This window comes from Agrobacterium sp. 33MFTa1.1, assembly GCF_004328495.1.
Lineage (GTDB): Bacteria > Pseudomonadota > Alphaproteobacteria > Rhizobiales > Rhizobiaceae > Agrobacterium > Agrobacterium pusense.
In genome coordinates this window covers 747,545-770,597 of record NZ_CP036358.1, presented here as the reverse complement: position 1 = coordinate 770,597, position 23,053 = coordinate 747,545, and the positions used below count along the sequence as shown (strand labels likewise).

Annotated in this window: 19 protein-coding genes; 9 read left to right on the top strand and 10 right to left on the bottom strand. The window is 59.5% G+C overall.

Annotation, left to right across the window (positions count from 1 at the left end):
• Window positions 1-75 precede the first annotated feature (75 nt).
• Window positions 76-1,959, top strand: coding sequence for an ABC-F family ATP-binding cassette domain-containing protein (locus tag EYD00_RS03900; protein WP_034495808.1), 1,884 nt, complete (start codon window positions 76-78; stop codon window positions 1,957-1,959).
• A 59-nt stretch (window positions 1,960-2,018) separates the two neighbouring features.
• On the opposite strand, the gene EYD00_RS03895 is transcribed toward EYD00_RS03900, so the two are convergent.
• The 5 genes from EYD00_RS03895 to EYD00_RS03875 all read right to left on the bottom strand — a co-directional run bounded on the left by EYD00_RS03895 (window position 2,019) and on the right by EYD00_RS03875 (window position 8,276).
• Window positions 2,019-2,501 carry a GlcG/HbpS family heme-binding protein gene (locus EYD00_RS03895; protein WP_004441094.1) on the bottom strand — a complete coding sequence of 161 codons (483 nt, stop codon included), beginning with the start codon at window positions 2,499-2,501 and terminating at the stop codon, window positions 2,019-2,021.
• Between the two features lie 89 nt (window positions 2,502-2,590).
• On the bottom strand, window positions 2,591-3,199 hold the full coding sequence (locus EYD00_RS03890; RefSeq protein ID WP_004441091.1) for a response regulator transcription factor: 609 nt from the start codon (window positions 3,197-3,199) through the stop codon (window positions 2,591-2,593).
• On the bottom strand, window positions 3,196-4,902 hold the full coding sequence (locus tag EYD00_RS03885) for a sensor histidine kinase (RefSeq protein ID WP_034495810.1): 1,707 nt from the start codon (window positions 4,900-4,902) through the stop codon (window positions 3,196-3,198). The genes EYD00_RS03890 and EYD00_RS03885 overlap by 4 nt, the downstream gene beginning before the upstream one ends.
• A 120-nt stretch (window positions 4,903-5,022) precedes the next feature.
• Window positions 5,023-6,963: an EAL domain-containing protein gene (locus tag EYD00_RS03880; RefSeq protein WP_034496242.1), complete on the bottom strand. Its 1,941-nt coding sequence runs from the start codon at window positions 6,961-6,963 to the stop codon at window positions 5,023-5,025.
• Window positions 6,964-7,070: 107 nt separating this feature from the next.
• Entirely contained in the window at window positions 7,071-8,276 is a 1,206-nt protein-coding gene (locus EYD00_RS03875) for a GGDEF domain-containing protein (protein ID WP_004441085.1), read from the bottom strand.
• 302 nt (window positions 8,277-8,578) lie between these two features.
• Here EYD00_RS03875 and EYD00_RS03870 point away from each other — a divergent pair, with 302 nt between their 5' ends.
• Complete coding sequence (locus EYD00_RS03870; RefSeq protein ID WP_004441083.1) at window positions 8,579-9,505, top strand: Gfo/Idh/MocA family protein; 927 nt, start codon at window positions 8,579-8,581, stop codon at window positions 9,503-9,505.
• A 28-nt stretch (window positions 9,506-9,533) separates the two neighbouring features.
• Here EYD00_RS03870 and EYD00_RS03865 read toward each other — a convergent pair whose 3' ends face one another.
• The 3 genes from EYD00_RS03865 to EYD00_RS03855 form a co-directional block, all read right to left on the bottom strand.
• Entirely contained in the window at window positions 9,534-10,562 is a 1,029-nt protein-coding gene (locus tag EYD00_RS03865) for a GGDEF domain-containing protein (protein ID WP_004441080.1), read from the bottom strand.
• A gap of 142 nt (window positions 10,563-10,704) precedes the next feature.
• Window positions 10,705-11,154, bottom strand: a complete 450-nt coding sequence (locus tag EYD00_RS03860) for a DNA polymerase III subunit chi (protein WP_004441079.1) — start codon at window positions 11,152-11,154, stop codon at window positions 10,705-10,707.
• Window positions 11,155-11,179: 25 nt separating this feature from the next.
• On the bottom strand, window positions 11,180-12,673 hold the full coding sequence (locus EYD00_RS03855; RefSeq protein ID WP_034496248.1) for a leucyl aminopeptidase: 1,494 nt from the start codon (window positions 12,671-12,673) through the stop codon (window positions 11,180-11,182).
• A gap of 298 nt (window positions 12,674-12,971) precedes the next feature.
• Here EYD00_RS03855 and EYD00_RS03850 point away from each other — a divergent pair, with 298 nt between their 5' ends.
• The 7 genes from EYD00_RS03850 (at window position 12,972) to EYD00_RS03820 (ending at window position 21,426) form a co-directional block, all read left to right on the top strand.
• Entirely contained in the window at window positions 12,972-14,141 is a 1,170-nt protein-coding gene (locus EYD00_RS03850) for an LptF/LptG family permease (RefSeq protein ID WP_004441075.1), read from the top strand.
• Window positions 14,138-15,226 (top strand): LPS export ABC transporter permease LptG, encoded by a 1,089-nt coding sequence (gene lptG / locus EYD00_RS03845; protein WP_004441073.1) that lies wholly within the window; start codon window positions 14,138-14,140, stop codon window positions 15,224-15,226. The genes EYD00_RS03850 and lptG overlap by 4 nt, the downstream gene beginning before the upstream one ends.
• Window positions 15,227-17,608, top strand: coding sequence for an LPS-assembly protein LptD (locus EYD00_RS03840; protein ID WP_004441072.1), 2,382 nt, complete (start codon window positions 15,227-15,229; stop codon window positions 17,606-17,608). It abuts the gene before it with no gap.
• 295 nt (window positions 17,609-17,903) lie between these two features.
• Entirely contained in the window at window positions 17,904-18,851 is a 948-nt protein-coding gene (locus tag EYD00_RS03835; protein WP_006700162.1) for a SurA N-terminal domain-containing protein, read from the top strand.
• Window positions 18,852-18,877: 26 nt separating this feature from the next.
• Window positions 18,878-19,900: a 4-hydroxythreonine-4-phosphate dehydrogenase PdxA gene (pdxA, locus tag EYD00_RS03830; RefSeq protein ID WP_004441068.1), complete on the top strand. Its 1,023-nt coding sequence runs from the start codon at window positions 18,878-18,880 to the stop codon at window positions 19,898-19,900.
• On the top strand, window positions 19,900-20,730 hold the full coding sequence (rsmA, locus tag EYD00_RS03825; protein WP_034495814.1) for a 16S rRNA (adenine(1518)-N(6)/adenine(1519)-N(6))-dimethyltransferase RsmA: 831 nt from the start codon (window positions 19,900-19,902) through the stop codon (window positions 20,728-20,730). The genes pdxA and rsmA overlap by 1 nt, the downstream gene beginning before the upstream one ends.
• Window positions 20,731-20,802: 72 nt before the next feature.
• Window positions 20,803-21,426: an alpha/beta hydrolase gene (locus EYD00_RS03820; protein WP_004441065.1), complete on the top strand. Its 624-nt coding sequence runs from the start codon at window positions 20,803-20,805 to the stop codon at window positions 21,424-21,426.
• 1 nt (window position 21,427) lies between these two features.
• Here EYD00_RS03820 and gmk read toward each other — a convergent pair whose 3' ends face one another.
• Window positions 21,428-22,090: a guanylate kinase gene (gmk, locus tag EYD00_RS03815; RefSeq protein ID WP_004441063.1), complete on the bottom strand. Its 663-nt coding sequence runs from the start codon at window positions 22,088-22,090 to the stop codon at window positions 21,428-21,430.
• Window positions 22,091-22,094: 4 nt separating this feature from the next.
• Entirely contained in the window at window positions 22,095-22,982 is an 888-nt protein-coding gene (locus EYD00_RS03810) for a YicC/YloC family endoribonuclease (RefSeq protein ID WP_004441061.1), read from the bottom strand.
• Window positions 22,983-23,053: the final 71 nt, after the last annotated feature.

The window sequence follows — 23,053 nt, the reverse complement described above, 5'->3', positions numbered from 1 at the left end:
TTTCCGACCTCATAACTGCCGCGGTGTGGCGTGCCTGCTCTTGCCTTGGTCACACAGTTCGGCCAAAACGACGCCATGATTACGATTACCGATCTTTCGGCCCGCATCGCCGGGCGTCTGCTCCTTGACCACGCCAGCGTAACACTTCCCGCCGGTGTGAAGGCGGGCCTCGTTGGCCGCAACGGTGCCGGCAAATCCACCCTTTTCCGCATCATCACCGGCGATCTCGCGGCAGAAGGCGGTTCGGTGACCATTCCGAAACAGGCCCGCATCGGCCAGGTGGCACAGGAAGCGCCGGGCACGGAGGAATCTCTCATCTCCATCGTGCTTTCCGCTGACAAGGAGCGCAGCGCGCTTTTGGCGGAGGCGGAGACCGCAACCGATCCGCATCGTATCGCAGAGATCCAGATGCGGCTTGTCGATATCGATGCCCATTCGGCGGAAGCGCGTGCATCGAGCATTCTTGCCGGTCTCGGTTTCGATCATGAAGCGCAGCTCCGCCCCGCCTCCTCCTTTTCAGGCGGCTGGCGCATGCGTGTGGCGCTCGCCTCGGTGCTGTTTGCCGAGCCCGATCTGCTGCTGCTCGATGAGCCGACCAACTATCTCGACCTTGAGGGCACGCTGTGGCTGGAAGAATATATCCGCCGCTATCCGCACACTGTCATTATCATCAGCCATGATCGCGATCTGCTGAACAACGCCGTCAATTCCATCGTGCATCTCGACCAGAAGAAGCTGGCCTTTTATCGCGGCGGCTACGATCAGTTCGAGCGGCAGAAGACCGAGGCCGACGAATTGCAGATGAAAGCCAAGGCGAAAAACGACGCCGCGCGCAAACACCTGCAGAGCTTCATCGACCGTTTCCGCGCCAAGGCCACCAAGGCCCGTCAGGCGCAGAGCCGCATCAAGGCCCTGGAGCGCATGGGCACCGTCGCCGCCGTGATCGAAGATCATGTGCAGCCGATCACGTTTCCTGAGCCGGAAAAACAGCCGGCCTCGCCGATCGTTGCCATCAATGGCGGCGCGGTCGGCTATGAACCGGGCAAGTCCATTCTGAAACACCTCAACCTGCGCATCGACAATGACGACCGCATTGCGCTGCTCGGCTCCAACGGCAACGGCAAATCCACTTTTGCGAAGTTCATTTCCGGCCGTCTCGCCCCGCAGGCGGGTGATCTTCGCGTCGCGCCCGGCCTTAAGATCGGCTTCTTCGCGCAGCATCAGCTCGACGATCTGGTGCCGGATGAAACTCCGGTCGAACATGTGCGCAAGCTGATGCCGCTGGCACCGGAGGCGCAGGTGCGGTCACGCGTGGCGCAGATGGGGCTTGCGACGGAAAAGATGGCGACGGCTGCCAAAGACCTTTCCGGTGGCGAAAAGGCTCGCCTGCTGATGGGCCTTGCTGCCTTCCACGCACCCAACCTCTTGATCCTCGACGAACCGACCAACCATCTCGATATCGACAGCCGCCGGGCGCTGATCGAGGCGCTGAATGATTATAATGGCGCGGTGATCCTCATTTCCCACGACCGCCATCTTATTGAGGCGACCGTTGACCGGCTGTGGTTGGTGGCCGACGGGACGGTCAAGACGTTCGAAGGCGACATGGAGGAATATCGCGATCTCGTCGTTTCCTCCGGTAAAAAGAAGGACGACAAGAGCGACACCGTTGCCGATCAGGCTTCCAAGGCCGATCAGCGCAAGGCAAGCGCGGAAAAGCGTGCCCAACTCGCGCCGTTGAAGAAAAAGATCAACGAAATCGAATCCCTGACGGCAAAACTTGAGAAACTGATTCAGACGCTCGACACCGAACTGGCCGACCCGGCGCTATATGAAAAAGCCCCTGCCAAAGCCGCTCAGAAAGTCAAGGAGCGTGGCGAAGCCGCTGCCAGGCTATCGGATGCAGAAGAGCAATGGCTGATGCTTTCCAGTGAATACGAGGAAGCAATGGCCGGCTGATGCGCAACGGCACAGGAGCGGCGGCCTCTTGCGAAGCCGCCATATCGCATTGACGAAACTTACTTCGCGCCGATCGTGTTCAGACCTTCACGCGCACATTCGGCATCGATTGCACCCGACGGCGCGCCTCCAACGCCAATACCGCCGACGAGCGCGTCGCCGATCTTGATCGGCAGCCCGCCTGCCTGAATGACCATGCGCTCATCCATGTTGCGGAGGCCATCATTGGCGGGCTTGGAGGCGATGAATTCGGCGATCTCGCCGATATCACGGCCGAGCGATGCGGCAGCGAATGCCTTGCCGGTGGCGCTGGAGACCGTGTGCGGACCCGAACCATCTGCTTTCAGGACCGTCTTTACGGCGCCGTCGCGGGCGACGATGGCAACGGTGACAGCGTTGCCCTTGGCCGAGCAGGCCTGAAGTGCCGCACTGGCAGCCTTTTCCGCCAATTCGAGTGGCAGGTAAGGTGCGGTCGGCAGCGTCTGCGCCAGGGCGACCGAAGGAGCGAGCAGAGTGGAAACAACGAGAAGGTTGCGGATCATGAAAAGGTCCTCTTGCTTGATGAGGACTGCAGTTTAAGCGGATGGCGTTGAGCCGCGAATCCGTAAGACTTTCCGGCTGCTCGGTAGTTCTACCGATCCGCACCCGCTTCCAGCCAAAGTCTTGTCATTTCCGCCTGCGAGGTTGTGCCGAGCTTCAGGCCAATGGCGGCGCGATGGCTGTCCACCGTGCGTGGCGACAGACCAAGTCCGTCTGCGATCTGGCGCGAGGTAAAACCGAGCGCGATGCGTTCGAGTATCTCCCGCTCCCGCGCGGTCAGCAGCGACAGGAGTGCCAAATTCTCCGCCTGCAGCGCTTTTGCGTCAAGCGTGCGGGCCAATATCCGGTGCGCTTTCTGGATCGCGTCGATGAGATCCTGTTCGTCGACCGGCTTGGAGAGAAAATCCACCGCCCCATTGTGGAAGGCCCGGCGGCAGGCTTCGATGTTGCCGTGACCGGAAATGATGATGACCGGCCAGTCTATCCCCTCTTCCGTCAGTTTCTCCTGCAATTTCAATCCGGTTATGGCGGGCATGCGAATATCGAGGATCAGGCAGCCCGGCTCGAGGGCGGCAAGCTGGCTGAGAAACGCCACGGGATCAGCAAAGCCCTTCGCCTTTATGCCGACGGTGGAGAGAAGCAGGATGAGCGCCTTGCGCACGGCGTCATCGTCATCAACCAGATAGACGGGCAGCGTCATGGGTCCCGTGCCTCCGGTGCAAGCGGTAGGACAACCCGGAAATGGGCACCATTCTCACTCGCGACGTATCGGATTTCACCGCTGGCGCGTTCCACCAGCCTCTGGCTGAGGGCAAGCCCCAGCCCCATTCCGTTGTTTTTCGTGGTGGTGAAAGGTGTGAACAACCGGTCGAGCAGCTCGGGCGCTACGCCGGGGCCGTTATCGGCAACATCGAGAACGGCGAAATCACCGTTCCGGCTCAATCCTGCCGTGATCGCACGTCTGCCTTCAATGGCAGTGAGTGCGTCAAGCGCGTTGCGCAGCAAATTGAACATGACCTGTTCTATTTCGACGGGATCGACCCGCACCGGAAGCGGCACTTCCGGCATCGCGATATCAATGCTGGCGTCATGCCGGGCGGCTTCGCCGGCAAGCAGCGCATCGACATTGCGCAGGGCGGCGCGCAGGTCATGCGCCGCGACCGGCTGGCGGTGCGGCAGCGACCAGTTGCGGAACCGGTCGAGCATATTCGCGGCGCACCGCGCCTGATCGATCATATCGTCGAGAGCACCGGAAAGAGCCGTGACATCCTGACGGGCAAGCAGCCGTCTCCCCGCCTGCGCCTGCGCCAATATCGCCGTCAGGGGCTGGGTAAGCTCGTGGGCAAGGCCGCTCGCCATTTCTCCGAGAGCGTTAACCCGCGAGGCGTGGGTCAGTCTCGCTTCCATGCCGCTCAGTTCGGCGCGTCTCTCGGCGGCGCGCATGCGCGTCCTCTGTCTTGTCATGACAATACAGAGCACGAAAACGACGCTTGCGCCAGCCACGCCCGCCAGCAGGGCGCGGCCGGGCAAAAGGTCCCGCCAGGTGATTGCGAGCGCGACTTCCAGCGTCAGAGGCTGGCTGGCGCTGCTGAGCTGCCGGACATATTGCGGCGCTTCCGGCATCGTGGGTGGGCCGAGAAGGACTGTCCCGCCAGGCATTTTAAGACGGATCACCGCCTGTTTTTCCGACCAGAACGCAGCGTCGGACGCGAGAAGCCGCCCGGCATCGACGGCAAGCACCAGCACCTTCGAGGCCGACCCGCTATTGGGGCTGCGCTTGACGATCATGTAATGGCCGGGTCTGAGATCGCTCGCCACCAGAGCCGGCCGGCCGGTAAAGACCGATGCCGCCTCGCGGATCGTCGCTGCCAGCTCGCTCTCCAGCGGCCGTGTGCCGACAACAGGCCCCGCCTCGTTGAGGGAAACCAGCTGGACCTCGTCAATACGCGGGTAAAATTGCAGAATGGGTGCCGCGACATCGAGCAAGAGGCGATAATCCGCCCCCTGCTGCGCCTGCGCCACCGCCGAAAGCGCCGTCACATGGGCATCATGCTGATCGGCCCGGCGGGATGCCTCAGCCTGCAATGCATCGCTCTGCCGTGCCAATTCGCCGAGCAGGCTGACATATTGATAAGCCGCCAGTGCGGACACGACGGCTGCCATAAGCAGTGCCCAGACCAGAAACAACTTGAGAAACGGCCGCCCCGTCAGCGGCCATGGCGCGTGCGCCATGCGCCGGCTGCCGGAAAGGGAATGGGCGGTGGCATCAAGTGAGCGGCCGGCCGCAGCAGCGCCCCTGGCCGCTTCGTTCAGTCGGCGCTCGACCGGCGTTCCGGGCATGTCGTTCCATGCATCGTTTTTTTCAAGCATCGGCTCGCCCGCATGACCGACAGAGCGGATCATGACATTCGTTCAACAGGTGACTTTTCTCAGCACAGACAGTGAGAACATTCAATCCGGCCCCAGCCGAATTTACTGCTGATCCATCATTGGCGCGGGAAGACGTGAGCGGCGCCCTTGGCGCTAGGCACACGCCCTGCGGGACTGCAGCCGTGCGAGCGGCACGGCAGGGGAATAAAGATAACCCTGCCCGAAGCGAATACCCATCTGCATGAGAAGCCTGCTCTGCTCCTCGGTTTCTATACCTTCCGTCACCAGCTTAGCGCCATAACGCTCCGCGCTCTCGAAGGCGAGCGCAATGGCCTCCCGGAACCGCGATTGATCCAGCCTCGACGTCATCCAGTGATCGATCTTGACCTCTTCAAACGGGAACCGCGCCAGCAAAGTGAGCGCGGCATAACCGGTCCCGAAATCATCGAGCGCCAGTCGCACGCCGGCGGCGAACAGCGCATCGAAATTCTGCTGCACGACGTCGTTGGTCGGAATCCTGCTCATCTCCGTCACTTCGATCGCCAGGCGATGCGCCGGCACCGCCATTTCCTGCAGCAGCGCCACGACCCGGTCAGCAAAGTGCACGGTTGCAAAGGACGAAGCGGAAATATTCACCGCGAGATGAAAATCCGCATCGAAATCATGCAGATCGCGAAGGTCGTTCACCACGGCTTCGATCGTCGACCATTCGAATTCCGCCAGCAACCGATGACGTTCGGCGATCTCCAGCACATAATAGGGCGAAAGCGCCTGCCCCCGCGCATCGACCGCGCGCAGCAGCGCCTCAGCACCGATCATGCGGCGATTGCGCATTTCGAATTTCGGCTGATAGCAAATGGGCGGCCTGCCGGATTTGATCCAGTTGACGAGCATCTGCCGCACCGTCTCGTCCCGTGTCGCCTTCTCGGCAAAGGAAAAGGGGAAAATCTGCACGGGATGATCGCTTCCCTTGAGCGCCAGACTGAGATGTCTGAAGAACGAGGCCACGTTCTGCCGGGAAAGCCTGTCCAGACTTGCCGCGCCGATTTTGAGATGCGGCACCGGCCCCGCTTCCGCCGAGCGGCAAAAGGTGCTCAACCCCTCATGCAGATGCATCATGAGTTTCGTACCTTCGGACTTCTCCAGCGAAATCTCCCGCATGACAACTGCAAGTGTCGTATCACCGAACATGAAGCTGCAAGGTGCATGGGCGCTGCACAGCAGGCCGTATTCCCCATCGCAGATTTCCCGCGCCAGCCTGGGCCAGAAAATATCGCTCCAGTCCTCCCCCTCGCAGGCGGCGACATCGGCAATATTGACGATCTCGATCAGAACGAGGGCGTGCGAAACGGCCGGCTCCTGCCGCATGACCGTTTCCATATGGTCCTTGAGGGCGCGCCTGTTGGGCAGTCCGGTCAATGAATCCGTCCGCGCCGCCACCTCGCGTTTCTTTGCCTCGTCGCGCGCGCGCGCCTCGCTGCGCAGCAGGATGAACAGGCAGACGATCATCGGCAGGCCAACGGCGACGGCTCCCAGCGTTCGGCGGCCTATTGCGCTCAAGAACAGCGTCTGGTCGATCAGACCAAACACGAAGGAGATTGTGATGGCAAGCAGCGCGGCCATGAAACTGACGGCGAAGACGGTGAGAATATCCCGAGTTCCCAGATCGGCAAGGCGTCGGTCGCGCATCCAGCCATACATGATGATGCCGCAGGCCGAAATGACGACCATGTCCTGCAGAGCCGCAAAAAACAGCACGGGGCCGCCGAACACGAAACGCCCGGCTGCGACGAGGGACAGGCTGATAAGCCCGCCCTGCCATGAGCCCAGCACCCCCGCGAGGAACAGCAGATCGGAGCGGATGTAAGGCTTGGAGGGCAGCTTGATGAATTCGGAAACAAGCAGCGTCAGCAGAAAACCTGTCATTCCGAAGACGAGGCCATAGTAGATTTTATAGCGGGGATCCTCGAGGGCGATGTTCCGCCGCAGAAGGATCAGCACGGATACCATGCCAACCACCGCGGCCGCCTGAAGCAGCAGGAATGGAAGTTCGGCAGCGGACGCTGCCGCTTGTGCGGCGATCAATTCCATCATCTGCATTCCCCGATTATTATGTGTTCTTGCCCCGGAATTCCGGTGGCCGGCCTTCAACAATCCCGCTTGCGCGAGGCAAAATTTATGGCGCCGCCAAGCCATCAGCCCTATCCGGACATCATGGCCTCGACCCCGTACAGCTCCGCCGGCATTCCCATATGCCCGGAGGCCAGCACCAGCCGGTCGCGGCCCTGGCGTTTTGCCTCGTAAAGCGCCATATCGGCCCGGTTCACCATCTCGTATATGATTTCCCTGCCGTCGCCGGAAACGGCAATGCCGAGGCTGACCGTGACGATTTTCTGTCTGTCTGGACGGTTGAGATGGGGGATGGCCTCGTCGATTACGGCAAGTCTCAGTCTTTCGCCAATGGCAAGCGCAGCGGAAGCGGTACAATCGGCAAGCAGAACGACAAATTCTTCCCCACCGTAACGGGCTATAAAACTTCTGTCGCCATCGTCCCTGCGCAGGGCGCCACGCAGCCTGCCGGCAATCCTGCGCAGGCAGTCATCGCCGGCGACGTGGCCTTCTGCGTCATTGTAGTTCTTGAAATAATCGACATCGAGAAGGATGAGCGCCCGCGGCCGGCCGCTACTGACCGATGCCTCGTTCGCCGCCTCCTCGAAGCTGCGGCGATTGCGAATTCCGGTGAGCTGGTCGGTATTGGAAAGCTGCTGAAGCTCGTGATTTGCACTTTGAATCCGCTGCAGCAGGGTCTTCTCCCGCAGAGAGGCCAGATAGTCCTTTCTTTCCACCTGCTCGATGCGGTAGGCCGCAAACAGCGAGACGGCGCTGATGCCAGCGGAACACATGATGGCCGGTAGCTTGGCCACCTCGCTCGTGACCGTGACATATTCCATGCCGACGATGAAAACCGCCATGCAGCCAACCGTGCCCATGACCGCAAGCGAAAACGGTTTGCGATGTATCGTGTTCATATAAAGGACGACGGTGACGATACCCACGTAATATTCGCTCGCCGACGAGGTTTGCGCATTGGCATAGATGAACATGATCGAGGCGACGACCAACATGCAACCCAGCCCGTGCAGGACCTCATGCGCCACGCCGTCCGGCCGCATCCTGATCGCATAATATCGCGCGGGGAAATAAAGAAAGAGAAGCGGTGTGATGATCATCAGGCGGACTGTCAGATCCAGCCAGATGATTTCCGGCACCAGACTGATGTCCACGAATACGTAGAGATTGTAGAGGATGATGCCGAAGATCAATCCGTATGTATTGAATTGCCGGCTGCTTTCGTTGACTTTCTGAACGAAGCCAGACAGACGGTCAGCCTTGAATAAAACCACCACGACCCGCTCTTTAAAATATACTCAAGTTAAAAATACATAAAACTCTAACAAAATGAGAATATACCTAAAAAATTGGATTAAGACAGCCCGGCCATCGAAAACATCACTGAAAATTACAAAGAAATATTTTCATGATCAACCATTACACGATCGATAATGTGTATCGAAAGTTTCCGTGAAGTCATCGGCTGGAAAAGACGCGTCGCGCCGAAACGATCACCTTGCTCCTGCGGGCGTTTCTGCTAAAAACCTGTAAAAATCACACTTTATCTTAGGCAGCACTCACACACGGGTTCCACTTCATGTCAGCCACCAAGCTTGCCATCGTCGGCGTCGGCAAAATCGTTCGCGACCAGCATCTTCCCGCCATTGCAGGCAATCCGGATTTTGAATTGATCTGCACCGCAAGCCGCCATGGCACGGTGGATGGCGTCGCATCCTACGGCACCATCGAGGCGATGCTCGAGGCCGTACCCGATATCAACGCCGTCTCTCTGTGCATGCCGCCGCAATATCGTTATGAGGCGGCCTATGCGGCACTGAATGCCGGCAAGCACGTCTTCCTCGAAAAGCCGCCGGGCGCGACGCTTTCGGAGGTACAGGATCTCGTCCGCCTCGCGGATTCTAAAGGCCTGTCACTGTTTGCAAGCTGGCATTCGCGTTATGCACCTGGCGTCGAGGCTGCCAAGGCGTTTCTAGCCTCCACGACGATCAACAGCGTTCATGTGATCTGGAAAGAAGATGTGCGCCACTGGCATCCGAACCAGGAATGGATCTGGCAGGCGGGTGGTCTCGGCGTGTTCGATCCCGGCATCAATGCGCTTTCCATCATCACCCATATCCTGCCGCGCGCGCTGTTCCTGACCAGGGCGACGCTTGAATTCCCGGAAAACCGCGACGCGCCGATCGCGGCCGACCTGCATTTCTCGGACGTGACAAAAATGCCCGTCCATGCCGAGTTCGACTGGCGTCAGACCGGCAAGCAGAGCTGGGACATCGTGGCCGAGACCGCCGCGGGGCGGATGGTGCTTTCGGAAGGCGGGGCGAAGCTTTCGATCAATGGCGAGGAAAAACTATCCCAGCCGGAACGGGAATATCCGGCCCTTTACGAGCGCTTCGCCGAGATCATCAAGTCAGGCCGCTCGGACGTCGATCTTGCGCCGCTGACTCATGTGGCCGATGCTTTCCTGCTCGGCCGCCACAAATTCGTGGATTCTTTCTACGACTGAGCAGCGAAACGCTTCTCAAGGCAATCTTTCAGAGGGCGCGGCTGACAAACCGGTCGCGCCCCGATTTTTTGGCCTGATACAGGGCTTCATCGACGCTCCGCAGCAGCGTCGCGCGATCCGCGCCCGCCTGCGGCGCGATGGCGCCGCCGATGCTGAGGCGCGCAAGCACGCTCTCACCCTCCACATGAAACGGTTGCCGAAACGCGTGGAGCAGTTTTTCCGCAAGGCCACTGATGAGCATGGATGAATCCGGACGCGGCACGAATATTGCGAATTCGTCGCCCCCCATGCGCACCACCACATCATCTTCTCTTACAGCATCGCGGATTCGGGTGGATGCCTCGACCAGCACCCTGTCTCCTGCCGCATGGCCAAGCGTGTCATTGATGGTCTTGAAGCCGTCGAGATCGAGATAGAGAACACCGAAAGTGTCTTTCTCGCAAAGCGCGGCGCCAAGTTCCAGATCAACGATCGCGTCCAGAGCCTTGCGATTATAAAAGCCCGTGAGCGGATCGGTCATGGCCGCATCGCGCAGTTCCCGGGCAGCAAGGCTCATGGTGAAGTTCGCCTTCTGCAATCTCAAAAGCGCGCCCGCGAGTGTCGCAAAATACTGGAGATTATCGACCTCCGCAGCGGTGTACTCCCGAACGTGCGGGTCGAGCAGACAAAAAGTCCCGACCACCAGACCCGGTTCGAGTTCGATCGGGGCGCCAGCGTAGGACCGCAGGTCGGGCGCGCCCTTTACATAAGGCAAAGAGCCGAATTCAGGATGAGCGCTCAGATCCGTAACAGTCAGAATATTCTGCGTGACGACCACACGGTCGCAGATCGCAATGTCACGGGGGCATTCCTGGAATTGCAGCCCTGCCTGCTCGGCAATGTGGAGCCAGTCCTCATCCAGAATATGCACGGCCGCGCGTGCCACCCCGAATACGCCCTGCGCCAGTTGCGAGATCGCCTTCAATTCAGCGGTTTCCGCATTCTTGAAAGCCACAACGGACCGCACTGCTACCAGTCGTTCCAGCTCCAGATCCGGTCGTGGCATCATCTGTCCCATCGCATATCCCCTCTGTCTGCTGATAACGCGTCTAAAAGCGTACATGTTGCATGCGTTCATAAAACAACCGTCACGGGCGACACCACATGCGATTTCTTACCGGCCATTTTCCCGTTGCAAAGGTAGTCAGACGGGGGACGGGTCATGCCTTTTTCTGCCAGCGCCCTTCCGGCGATTGCTGCCAGTAGGTCAGCGAATGCCCCTCCGTTTTCAGCCTTTTCCAGTGGTTTCGCGCCATTTCGGTTTGGTAGGCATCGTATCCGTCGAACATGAAGACGATGCGTTCATAAGCCTCCACTGCCGGGGGCTCGGCGCCATCGACGAGAAAACGAACACTCGCGGCGTTGGCGTTCCCGTCCGATGCCGTCAGGAGAATCGGCTGGTTTTGCGGTACTGGCGAAGTGTCGGTGGCGTGCGGAAGGAAGCTGTCGTCGCGGAACGTCCAGAGATGCGTGTCGAGGAAGTCCCGGCGCTCCTCGCCCACTGTCTGGACCGCGACCTTCCAGCCGCGTTCCAGCGATTTCTCGAGCAAGGGCGGCAGCGCGTCCTCCAGCTTCGATTCCGTCAGGTGATAGAACAGAATTTCAGTCATGCGCTGGCGTGCCGCTCCGCTCGTCTCAATCTTCGTAATGGGCGCGAACGAGTTCGTTCAGAAGACGCACGCCGTAACCCGATCCCCAGGACTGGTTGATCTCGGTCAGCGGCGAGCCCATGGCTGTCCCGGCGATATCGAGATGCGCCCACGGTGTTTCACCCACGAAGCGCTTGAGGAACTGCGCAGCGGTGACGGAGCCCGCCAGGCGGCCCGAGCTGTTCTTCATGTCGGCAAATTTGGAATCGATGATCTTGTCGTAATCCTTGTGGAGCGGCATGCGCCACAGTTTTTCAGCCGTCACCTCGCCGGCCTGCGAAAGCCGCGTTGCCAGTTCATCGTCGTTGGAGAACAATCCGGCCTGCAGATTGCCGAGCGCCACGGTGATCGCGCCCGTCAGTGTTGCGAGATTGATCATGAATTTCGGATTGAAACGCTCCTTGGTGTACCAGAGCGCATCGGCCAGAACCAGCCGTCCTTCGGCGTCGGTATTGATGATCTCGATGGTCTGGCCGGACATGGAAGTCACGATGTCGCCGGGGCGCTGGGCGTTGCCATCAGGCATGTTCTCGACAAGGCCGATGACACCGATAACGTTTGCCTTGGCCTTGCGGGCCGCAAGCGCATGCATCAAGCCGGTTACGGCTGCAGCACCACCCATGTCACCCTTCATGTCTTCCATGTTGAGGCCGGGCTTCAGCGAAATGCCGCCGGTATCGAAAACGACCCCCTTGCCGACAAAGGCAACGGGTTCATCCTTTTTGGAGCCGCCGTTCCATTGCATGACCGCAAGCCGCGGCGGACGGGCCGAACCCTGCGCCACGCCGAGAAGGGCATTCATGCCAAGCTTCTTCAGTTCCTTTTCGCCAAGGACCTCCACCTCGACGCCGAGCTTGCGCAACTCTTCCGCCTTTTCGGCGAATTCGACCGGGCCGAGAACGTTCGGAGGGAGGTTGACGAGATCGCGCGCCAGTATAACGCCGCCCGCAACCGCCTCGGAGACGGCAAAAGCCTTTTCCGCATCCTGATGGGCGGCCGTGACGATGATGATCTCCACCTTCTTCGGCGTCTTTTCGTCCTCGGACTTTTTCTTGGTCTTGTATGCATCGAAGCTGTAGGCGCGCAGCAGAAGACCAAGCGCGAAATCCGCCGCCGCCTGAGCGCCAACCTCTACGCCCGGCGCATCGAGATAGACAACGACCTTGTCCGCCCTCTTGAAATGGGCAGCCGCCGTACCGCCGGCACGCAGCCAGTCATGGGCGACCAGCTTCGACGGCTTTCCGATTCCGATGACCAGCAGCCGGTCGGCAGCGGAACCCTGCGGCGCGATAACATCGAGCGTCGTCATGGATTTTGCGGAAAAGCCCGCGATCTTCGCCGCCCTTTCGATCACACCACCCGGATCGGCTTCGGAAGCACCGGCGACGGCCTTCGCATCACCCGAGGCCTGCAGCATCACGGCCAGGGCATTTTCCAGCGAGGCGGAATTGGCGAAAGATATATCGAATTTGGCGGACATGTTTTCCTGCTCTTCTTCTACGACTTGCACGATGCGCATGATCATGGCCTTTTCGGCCCCGGGCGCAACCCCGCATTCTTTAAAGCCCCACAGCCGTTAAAGGAAATGCATTTTTAGTGAATGCGAACTCCCGTCATGAAACCGACAGCTTGTTCCACAAAAAGACACAGGCGGCGGAAAAATTGTCGCGCAAAACATATTTGTGAGCCTGCCGGAATAGCCAATTGCAAACGATGCGATTAGATAGGCGGAAACTCGGCGAGCGATCGCAGGGAAAAACAATGTCGAACAGGGCCGTATGAAGCTTCTCGAGAACTATATCCTGCGGCGGACAACGCAGATGTTTCTGGTCGCGCTGTTGCCGGTGCTGGCCATCATCTGGACCATCCAGGTTCTCCAGAGAATCAATCTCGTGACCGATACGGGCCAGTCGATGGGTTCCTTCATGGCGCTCGCGACGATGATCCTGCCGACGCTCATTCCCGTCGTGCTGCCTTTCGCGCTCGTCATCGGCATCACCCAGATTTTCACGACGATGAACAATGATTCCGAGCTCGCGATCATCGATGCGGCCGGATCTCCGCGTTCGATCATGTATCGCCCGGTTCTCATTCTGGCCGCCGTCCTGAGCGCGCTTTCCTTCACCATCACCAATTTCGTCGAGCCGCCTGCCCGCAGTTCGGCCCGGCAGATGGTGGCTGCGGCCTATGCCGACCTTCTCTCCTCCGTGATCGAGGAGAAGACGTTCCGTACCATCCAGGACGGCCTTTACGTGCAGATTGCCCAACGGCAGGGTCGTATTCTCAAGGGACTGTTCGTTGCCGACCGCCGCGATCCGAATTTCGATCTCATTTATTATGCCAAGGAAGGCATGATCGACGAAAGCGGTACGTCGCTCACCATGCGCGACGGCGAGGTGCAGCAGAAGACGCCTGACGGCAAGGTCTCGATCGTCAAGTTCCTGTCCTATGCCTTCGACCTTTCGACCATGTCGGAAAAGCAGGATTCGGAGCCTTCGCTCTCTCCGGGCGACGCCAGCCTCGGTTTCCTTCTCTCGCCCGATGAAAACAATGCGAGCTACAAGCGCTCGCCGGAGACGTTCCGCAGCGAATTGCACAAGCGACTGTCGGACTGGATGTTCGCCTTTTCTTTTGCGCTGATATCGCTGGTCATCGCCGCCGACGCCCGTTCGCACCGCGAGGCGCGCATGCATCCGATGGTCGCGGCGCTGGTGACGGCTTTCGTGCTTCGCTGGCTCGGTTTTTACGTCACGAACCAGGTGAAGCAGAGCGCAGCCTTCATTCCTCTGGTCTATGCCGTTCCGGGCCTCAGCGGTGCTGCGGCCGCCTTCGTGCTGATCACCGGCCGTAAACCGAAAATGCCGAGGATGGTAACCGATGCGGCGGGCCGGTTGCGCCGTCTCTTCTCCAGCCGGCTGGCGCGCAATTCGGGGAGCGGCAACGCATGATCTTCAACACGCTCGCCCGGTACTTCCTGAAACGATATCTCATCACGGCCATCTGGTTCGTGATCGGCGTATCCTCGATCATTTACCTTGCCGACTTCAGCGAAACGGCGCGGCGCATGTCCGGCCTGCCCGGCTATTCCGTTCCGGCCGCGCTTGGCCTGACCGCGCTTCGCCTGCCGTTGATCCTGCAGCAGACCATACCATTCATTGCGCTGTTCGTCGGCATGACGACGCTGATCTCGCTCAACCGGCGCTACGAACTGGTCGTGACGCGCGCCGCCGGCATTTCCGCCTGGCAGTTCATTCTCCCCTTCGTGCTCGGCGCGGTCCTCATCGGCATCCTGTCGGTCACTGTCCTGAACCCCATCGCAGCGTGGGGCCAGAACAAGTCGCTCGCCATGGAAGCCGGCCTGCGAAACGAAGCGGGCGGCGGACGCCAGCAGCAGATCATTCCGTGGATGCGCCAGTCGAGCGGCGGCCAGGATACGATCATCGGCGCCAAGAGCTTCGAAGACAACGGAACGATGCTTCTCGACGTGGTTCTCATCGACCTCGACAAGGACGGAAACATCGTCTCGCGGAAGGATGCGAAGTCGGCTAAATTGGAAGATGGTTACTGGCTTCTTAACGGCGTTTCTGAAACGCGGGCCGGACATGTGCCAGTTCGGCAAGAGAGCATGCAGATCAGTACCAATCTGAGACGGGAATTCGTCCAAGAGCGCATGACGCAGACGGAAACCGTTGCTTTCTTTGACCTTTCTCACAAGATCGAAGTTGCAAAGTCCTTTGGACTATCTTCAAAGGCGCTTGAGACGCAGTATCATTTCCTGCTATCGACGCCCCTGCTTCTGGTTGCGATGACCTTGATCGCCGCGACCGTTTCATTAAAGTTCAGCCGCTTCGCCCAGTCGCGCTCCGTGATTCTGGGTGGAATCGTTTCCGGCTTCGTGCTTTATGTAGTAACCGTGCTCGTAAGGGCATTCGGGAGTGGTGGTGTTGTCCCTCCCACCGTCGCGGTCTGGGTTCCAGTCATCGTGGCGTTGGCTTTGGGGGCAACCATTCTGCTTCATCAGGAGGACGGCTAAGTGGCGGTAATTGACCGCGGGAATATCAGGCGGCTTTGGACGGCCCTTCTGACAGGTGCCGCTGTGTGCGCGTATTTGGCATCCAGCCCGGTCGCTTTCGGCCAGGATGGTTTGCTTGCGTCGGCAAGCCAAGACGATTCGAAACTCCTGCTTACAGCAAATGAACTGACCTATAACCGCGATTCCCAGCGCGTCATCGCGAAGGGCGTGGTTCGCATGAAATATTCGGGCTACCGTATGGTGGCCCAGCAAGTGGAATATAACCAGCAGACCGGTCGCGTGGTCGCCCATGGCAACATCGAGCTGATCGAGCCGGGTGGCAACAAGATCTATGCCGACGAGATGGACGTGACCGACGACTTCGGTCAGGGCTTCGTCAACGCATTGCGCGTCGAGACCACGGACAATACCCGCATTGCCGGGGAAAGCGCCGAGCGCCTTGAAGGCGACCTGATGGTCCTCAACAACGGTGTCTACACCGCGTGTCTGCCCTGCGCCGAGCGCCCGGAAAAGGCGCCGCTGTGGCAGGTCAAGGCCGAGCGCGTCATTCAGGACGGCAAGACCCATACGGTGCGGCTTGAAAAAGCACGTCTGCAGCTTTTCGGCCATTCGATCGCCTATATCCCGTTCCTGACGGTGCCGGACAATACGGTGAAGCGGAAGTCGGGCTTCCTGTTCCCGCAGATGAGCATGACCAACAAGCTCGGCTTCGGTATCGGTGTCCCCTATTTCCAGGTTCTTTCCGATACGTCCGACCTCACGGTCACACCGACCTACTACACAAAACAGGGCCTGCTTCTTCAGGCTGAGTTGCGCCAGCGTTTCGAAACCGGCATGCACACGCTGACGATCGCCGGCATCAGCCAGCAGTCCTCGGATACGTTCATTGCCGGAACGAGTGACGCGCTGAACGATCAGCGCGGCATGGTTGCCAGCAAGGGCGATTTCAGCATCAACCCGCGCTGGGCCTTCGGCTGGGACGCCATGGTGCAGTCGGATAACAATTTTTCGCGTACCTACAGCCTGAAAGGCTACAAGAACGACGTCCAGACCAATCAGATTTATCTGACAGGCACTGGCGAACGTAACAGCTTCGACGCCCGCGGTTATTACTTCAACGTTCAGGACACGGATAATTCCGAGCTCAAGGAACGTAAGCAGGCGATCGTTCATCCGGTCGTTGACTATCGTTACTTCCTGCCGGATCCGATCTATGGCGGCGAGCTCTCGCTGACTACGAACTTCACGAGCATCAGCCGTTCGACGCAGGATTCCTACGCGATGGGCGGCTTCCCGCGCTTCAACGGTCTGGAAGGCTCTTACACGCGCTGGACCACGGAAGCGGAATGGAAGCGCACCATCACGATGGATAGCGGTCTTCAGATCACGCCGATCCTTGCGGCGCGCGGCGACGCGTTGTGGACCGACATGACTGCGGCAAGCTTCACCTCCGGCGGCACATCCTATGCCTATGAAGGCATGATCCATGACGATGCTGCCTTGCGCGGCATGGTCACCGGTGGCCTTGAGGTGCGTTATCCCTGGCTGTTCACGGCTCTCAACAGCAGCCACGTGATCGAGCCCATCGCGCAGATTTTCGTGCGGCCGAACGAGCAATATTCCGGTCGTTTCCCGAACGAGGACTCACAAGCCTTTGTGTTCGACGCCACAAACCTGTTTGAGCGCGACAAATTTTCGGGCTTCGACCGGATCGAAGGCGGCACACGAGCCAATATCGGCTTCCGTTACAACGGTACTTTCGACAATGGTTACGGTGTTCGCGCCATTGCCGGCCAGTCCTTCCATCTCGCTGGCGATAATTCCTTCGCCTCCTATGATCTTCTGAATGTCGGCGCCGATTCCGGCCTCGAATCCGATCGTTCGGATTATGTCGCCATGGCTGCATTCGATGCACCTATCGGTCTTTCGCTGTCCTCGAGCCTGCGTCTCGACAAGGACAATTTCGAAATCAACCGGTCTGAAACGGGCATCAGCTATTCGGATCGCCGCATCAACGGCAGGCTCAGCTATACGCAGGTCAAGGCGCAGCCGAAATACGGCTATAACGAAGACCGCGATATCATCCAGGCATCCGGTTCACTGCGCATGGACGATAACTGGTCGCTGTTCGGCTCGATCAACTACGATCTGAACGGCAAGTTTGCCGCCGAACGCCGGATTGGTATCGCCTATCAGGATGAATGCACGATCTTGACGGTCAGCTATTCCGACGAAGGCAACATCAACTCCAGCCGCCAGGCCGCCAATGACTGGTCGATCAATGCCCGTCTTGCCTTCCGTACCCTTGGCGATATCAGCGTCGGCTCCGCGAACGAAGACTGGAACGACATGGATATTGGCTGGAAGCCGAACAATTACTGAGTTTAAAGGCGGGCCGCACAGCATTGTGGCCTGCCTTTTTGCTATCAGACCAGTAGTAGTCACGGTTTTGCCGCAACAACGCGCCAGTGTCGACCCGGCATGACAGTATCGGGTTTCTTTCAACAAACCGACACATTGCCGTTTTGCGGATCACGATGATATATACGTGGCAAATTCGCGGTGCGGATGCACATGTGCAGGTCTGAAAGGCGGGGGAAGGCAAAATCCCTGTTACCAGACGAACAGATTGGCGGGACAGGGCAACAGGACCCTGCCTGACGAAAGGGAGAAGGATATGATGAATTTCGGAAAGTCGGCTTTGCGTGGCGCTGCTTTTGCCTTTGCGATATTCGCCGTTCCCATGGCCATCGTGCCCTATGCCGGTCAGGCCTTTGCCGATAACACCGTGAAGATCGTCGTCAACAAGACCCCGATCACCAATGACGACATTTCCAAGCGCGTCGCCTTCCTGAAGCTGCAGCGCCAGTCCGGCAACCTCAATGAAAAGGCGCGTGAGCAGCTTGTCGATGAAGCGCTGAAGCGCGAAGAAATCGCCCGCGTCAAAATGTCGGTCAGTACGGAGGATGTCGATGCTGCCTTCGCGCGATTTGCCGGCAACAACAAGATGAAGCCGGAGCAGTTGACGAAGGTGCTGGCGCAGGCGGGTGTTGGCGCGGACCACTTCAAGGCCTTCATCGCCGTTCAGATGAGCTGGCCGCGCCTTGTGAACGCCCGTTATGGCGCGCGCGGCAAGATGTCAACGCAGGATCTTGTCACCCGCCTGAAGGAGCGAGGCGACAAACCGGTCACCACGGAATATTTCCTGCAGCAGGTCATCTTCGTTATCCCGGAAGCAAAGCGCAACGCCATCACTGGCAAGCGCAAGGCGGAGGCTGAAGCCTCGCGCAAACGTTATCCCGGCTGCGATCAGGCGATGAGCTTTGCCGCGACCATGCGTGATGTGGCAATCAAGGACCTCGGCCGCATTCTGGCGCCTGAGTTGCCGGAAGACTGGAAGGCTCTGGTAGAAAAGACCAAGGAAGGCGGCACCACCGGCACGCGCGTGACCGAAAAGGGCGTCGAATATCTGGCCATCTGCAAGCAGCGCCAGGTTTCCGACGACTATGCGGCGGAAATGGTGTTCAAGTCCGAAGACCTGATGAAGGCCAAGGAAGGCGAAAACCCGAACGAAAAGAAATACATGGATGAGCTGCGCAAGAAGGCGCAGATCGTCAACACCTGATATTGATACAAGAGCCGGGTCTTTCCGTGACATATGCATCCCTGCCGCTTGCCCTGACACAGGGAGATCCAGCCGGTATCGGCCCTGATATCGCCATTACCGCCTGGGCGAAGCGCCGGGAAAACGGTGTGCCCCCCTTCATCTTCATCGGCGACCCCGATGTGGTGGCAAGCCGCGCGTCGCTGATCGGCGTGCCGCTCAATATCGAGACCTGCGATGCGGACAGTGCCGTTGGCCTTTTCGAAAACGCGTTTCCGATCCTACCTCTTTCCGTTGGCTTCGACGTGCAGGCGGGGCAACCGCATGTCGGCGCCGCCCATGCCACAATCAAGGCCATCGAAACCGCCGTTTCGCTGACGGTTGAGGGCAAGGCTGCGGCCGTTGTCACCAATCCCATCGCAAAATCGGTGCTTTACGAGGCTGGCTTCGGTTTCCCCGGTCACACGGAGTTTCTGGCTGATCTCGCCTTGCGCCAGACCGGTGAACAAGTCACGCCTGTCATGATGATCGCCGGCCCCAAGGTCCGTGTCGTGCCGGTGACGATCCATATTCCCGTGAAAGACGTGCCGGCCGCGCTGACGGAAGAATTGATCGTCACGACCTGCCGGATCATCGATGCGGATCTGCGACGGAAATTCGGCATCGAAGCTCCGCGTCTGGCGGTTGCCGGGCTGAACCCGCACGCGGGTGAAGACGGCGCACTCGGCACGGAGGATCGCGATATCGTTCACCCCGCGACCATGCGGCTGCGCAAGGACGGAATCGATGCGTTCGGTCCCCTGCCCGCTGACACCATGTTCCACGATGCCGCCCGCAAGCGTTATGACGTGGCAGTGTGCATGTATCACGATCAGGCGCTCATTCCCGCCAAGGCGCTGGGCTTCGACGATTCGGTCAACGTCACACTCGGGCTGCCCTTCATTCGCACCTCGCCAGACCATGGCACTGCCTTTGGTATTGCCGGCCAGGGCATCGCCAATGAGGCGAGCCTCGTGGCGGCACTCAAGATGGCGGCGGACATTTCCCTCCGCAGCCGGGCCGGCGCATAATGGCGGCCATCGACGGACTACCACCGCTACGGGACGTCATCCAGCGTCATGGGCTCGATGCGAAGAAATCGCTCGGACAGAACTTCCTGTTCGACCTCAATCTTACCCAGAAGATCGCCAGAACGGCGGGACCGCTCGAAGGCATGACTGTCATTGAGGTCGGGCCCGGTCCCGGCGGCCTCACCCGCGCTATTCTTTCGCTCGGGGCGAAAAAGGTCATCGCTGTCGAACGGGACAGTCGCTGCCTGCCGGCACTGGCGGAAATCGAGGCGCATTACCCCGGACGGCTTGAGGTCATAGAGGGAGACGCCCTGCAGACCGATTTCGAGGCTCTGGTCCCCGTCGGCGAGCCGGTGCGCATCATCGCCAACCTGCCTTACAATGTCGGCACGCAATTGCTGGTCAATTGGCTTCTGCCGAAGCAATGGCCGCCCTTCTGGCTCTCCATGACGCTGATGTTCCAGAAGGAAGTCGGGCAGCGCATCGTGGCGGAAGAAGGCGACAACCATTATGGCCGCCTTGGCGTTCTCGCCGGCTGGCGTACGGTTGCCGAAATGGCCTTCGATGTCCCGCCACAGGCCTTCAGCCCGCCACCGAAGGTAACCTCCACCGTCGTGCATCTGCTGCCGAAGGACAAGCCGCTGCCCTGCGACGTCGCCAAGCTCGAAAAAGTGACCGAAGCCGCCTTCGGTCAGCGCCGCAAGATGTTGCGCCAGAGCGTGAAAAGCCTCGGCGGCGAGGCGCTGCTTGAAAAGGCTGGTATCGATCCCACGCGGCGGGCGGAGACGCTCTCAGTGGAGGAATTCGTGACACTGGCGAATTGCCTGTAACATCTGGCAGATGTTCGCCGTTCCGAACGGAAGCAACGGTTCCTGGACACCTGCGAATGGAGGAGCAAGTGCGTGGAGAATGCCGGTTTTCACTATAAGCTTGATATTCCCGCTGAAACGCCGGATTGCGCTGTCATCTTGCTGCATGGATCGGGACGAACGGAAGACGACCTCATTTCTTTTGGCCGCGCCGTCTTTCCTAAGGGTGCGTTATATGCGCCGAGGGGCGCGGTTCCCTGGGAGAATGGTTTCGCATTTTTTCGCAGAAAACCCGACAGAGAACTCGATATCGACGATCTGAAACATCAGGCAACCAGACTGTGCGGCTTCGTTGCCTTTGTATGTCAGCAGACGGCGCAAGAGCCCCTTCTCGTCGGATACTCGAACGGCGCGATCGTCGCGGCTGAAACCATGTGCCAAGCGCATCATCTGTCGAAAGGCGCCATCCTGCTTCGTCCGTTGTCTCCGAGAAAAGACCAGCCTCTTCCGAACCTCGCGGGGTACCCCGTACTTCTGCTTGCAGGCGTCAACGACGACCGGCGTCACCCCTCCGACGCTCCGCATTTGGCCGAGCAACTGGTCTCAGCCGGGGCTGATGCCGTGCTCGAAACGATCAATACAGGTCATGGCTGGGCGGAAGACGCGGCGGACGAGCGATTGTCACGGCAATGGCTGGCGCGCGGACTCATCGCATAAATCAGAGCTTCGGCTCTTCCTCCAGCAAAGCCCGCACGAAATCGAACATGCCATGGCGGCGGTCTCGGCGGACGCGTTCGGCTTTGACGATTGCTTCGACGGCCTCGAAAGCGGCCTGCAGGTCGTCATTGAGAATGACGTAGTCATAGTCGCGCCAGTGCTCGATTTCGGCGCGGGAATTGAGAAGCCGGGTCTTGATCACCTCTTCGGTGTCTTCGGCGCGGCGGTGCAGGCGCGATTGCAGTTCGGTCATGGTCGGCGGCAGGATGAAGATCGAGACCACGTCTGCCTTCATCTTGTCCTGCAACTGCTCGGCACCCTGCCAGTCGATGTCGAACAGCATGTCGCGGCCGGCGGCCATGGCATCTTCCACCGGCTCGCGCGGCGTGCCGTAGAAATTGCCGTGAACCTCGGCCCATTCCAGCAATTCCTCATTATCACGCATGCGCTCGAAATCGCGCTTGGAGATGAAGTGGTAGTGAATGCCCTCGATCTCGCTCTGCCGTCGAGCGCGTGTGGTGACGCTGACGGAAAGGCTGATATTCTTGTCTTTCTCAAGCAGGTTGCGCGCGATCGTGGATTTGCCCGCGCCGGAAGGCGAAGAAATCACCAGCATCAGCCCCCTGCGGGCGATCGTGACGGGAGAAATATTCACCGGGGCCATGGGTCTACTCCAGATTTTGGACCTGCTCGCGGAATTGGTCGATAACCACTTTCAGCTCTATACCTGCTGCGGTTACCGCACTGGCGTTCGATTTGGAACAGATTGTATTCGACTCACGGTTAAATTCCTGTGCAAGAAAATCGAGCTTGCGGCCAGCCGGACCGCCATTGGCCAAAAGCTCCCGAGAGGCCTGCACATGGGCATGCAGCCGATCGATCTCTTCGCGCAGATCCGCCTTGGTGGCGATCAGCGCCGCCTCGGCATGAAGGCGGTCACGATCAAGCCCGTGCATGCCATCGCCAATCAGCGCAATCTGCTGAGCAAGCCTCGCCGCGATCTGCTCCGGGTGACGGGAGGGATCGCTTTCAATGATGTTCACAAGCTGCTCGATCCGGTCGATATGACCGGAAAGGATGGCGAACAGAGATGCCCCTTCCCGCTCGCGCATGTCCTTCAGCTTTTCGACTGCAACAGCGAAGCCAGCCAGCACATCGCCGTTGCGCGCAGCCAGCGCCTCCACATCGTCTTCCGCCTCGCGAATATCGACCAGACCGCGCAACGTAAGCAGCGTATCGAAGCTCAATGGCTTGTCGTCGACGACATCGCCCAGTTCCTTCTTGAGCGCCAGAACCGCGGCGAGAGCATCGCGATTGATGACCGCCTCGAGCCGGTTCTCGGCAACTGAGAGCGCCAGTCCCGCCTGGATATTGCCGCGGGAAAGATGCGCGCCCGCGATTTCCCTCAGCCCGGTTTCCAAGGCTTCCAGACCGGCAGGCAGACGCAGGCGCAGATCCAGCCCCTTGCCGTTTACCGAGCGTAATTCCCACGCCCAGCGGTAGCGGCCGGAGGTGCCTTCGCTGCGCGCGAAGCCGGTCATCGATTGCAACGTCATATATGGAATCCCCCCGTCAAGCCGCACGAAACCGGGCCTTGTGGTCACAAGGCCCGGCCGTGATTTATCAG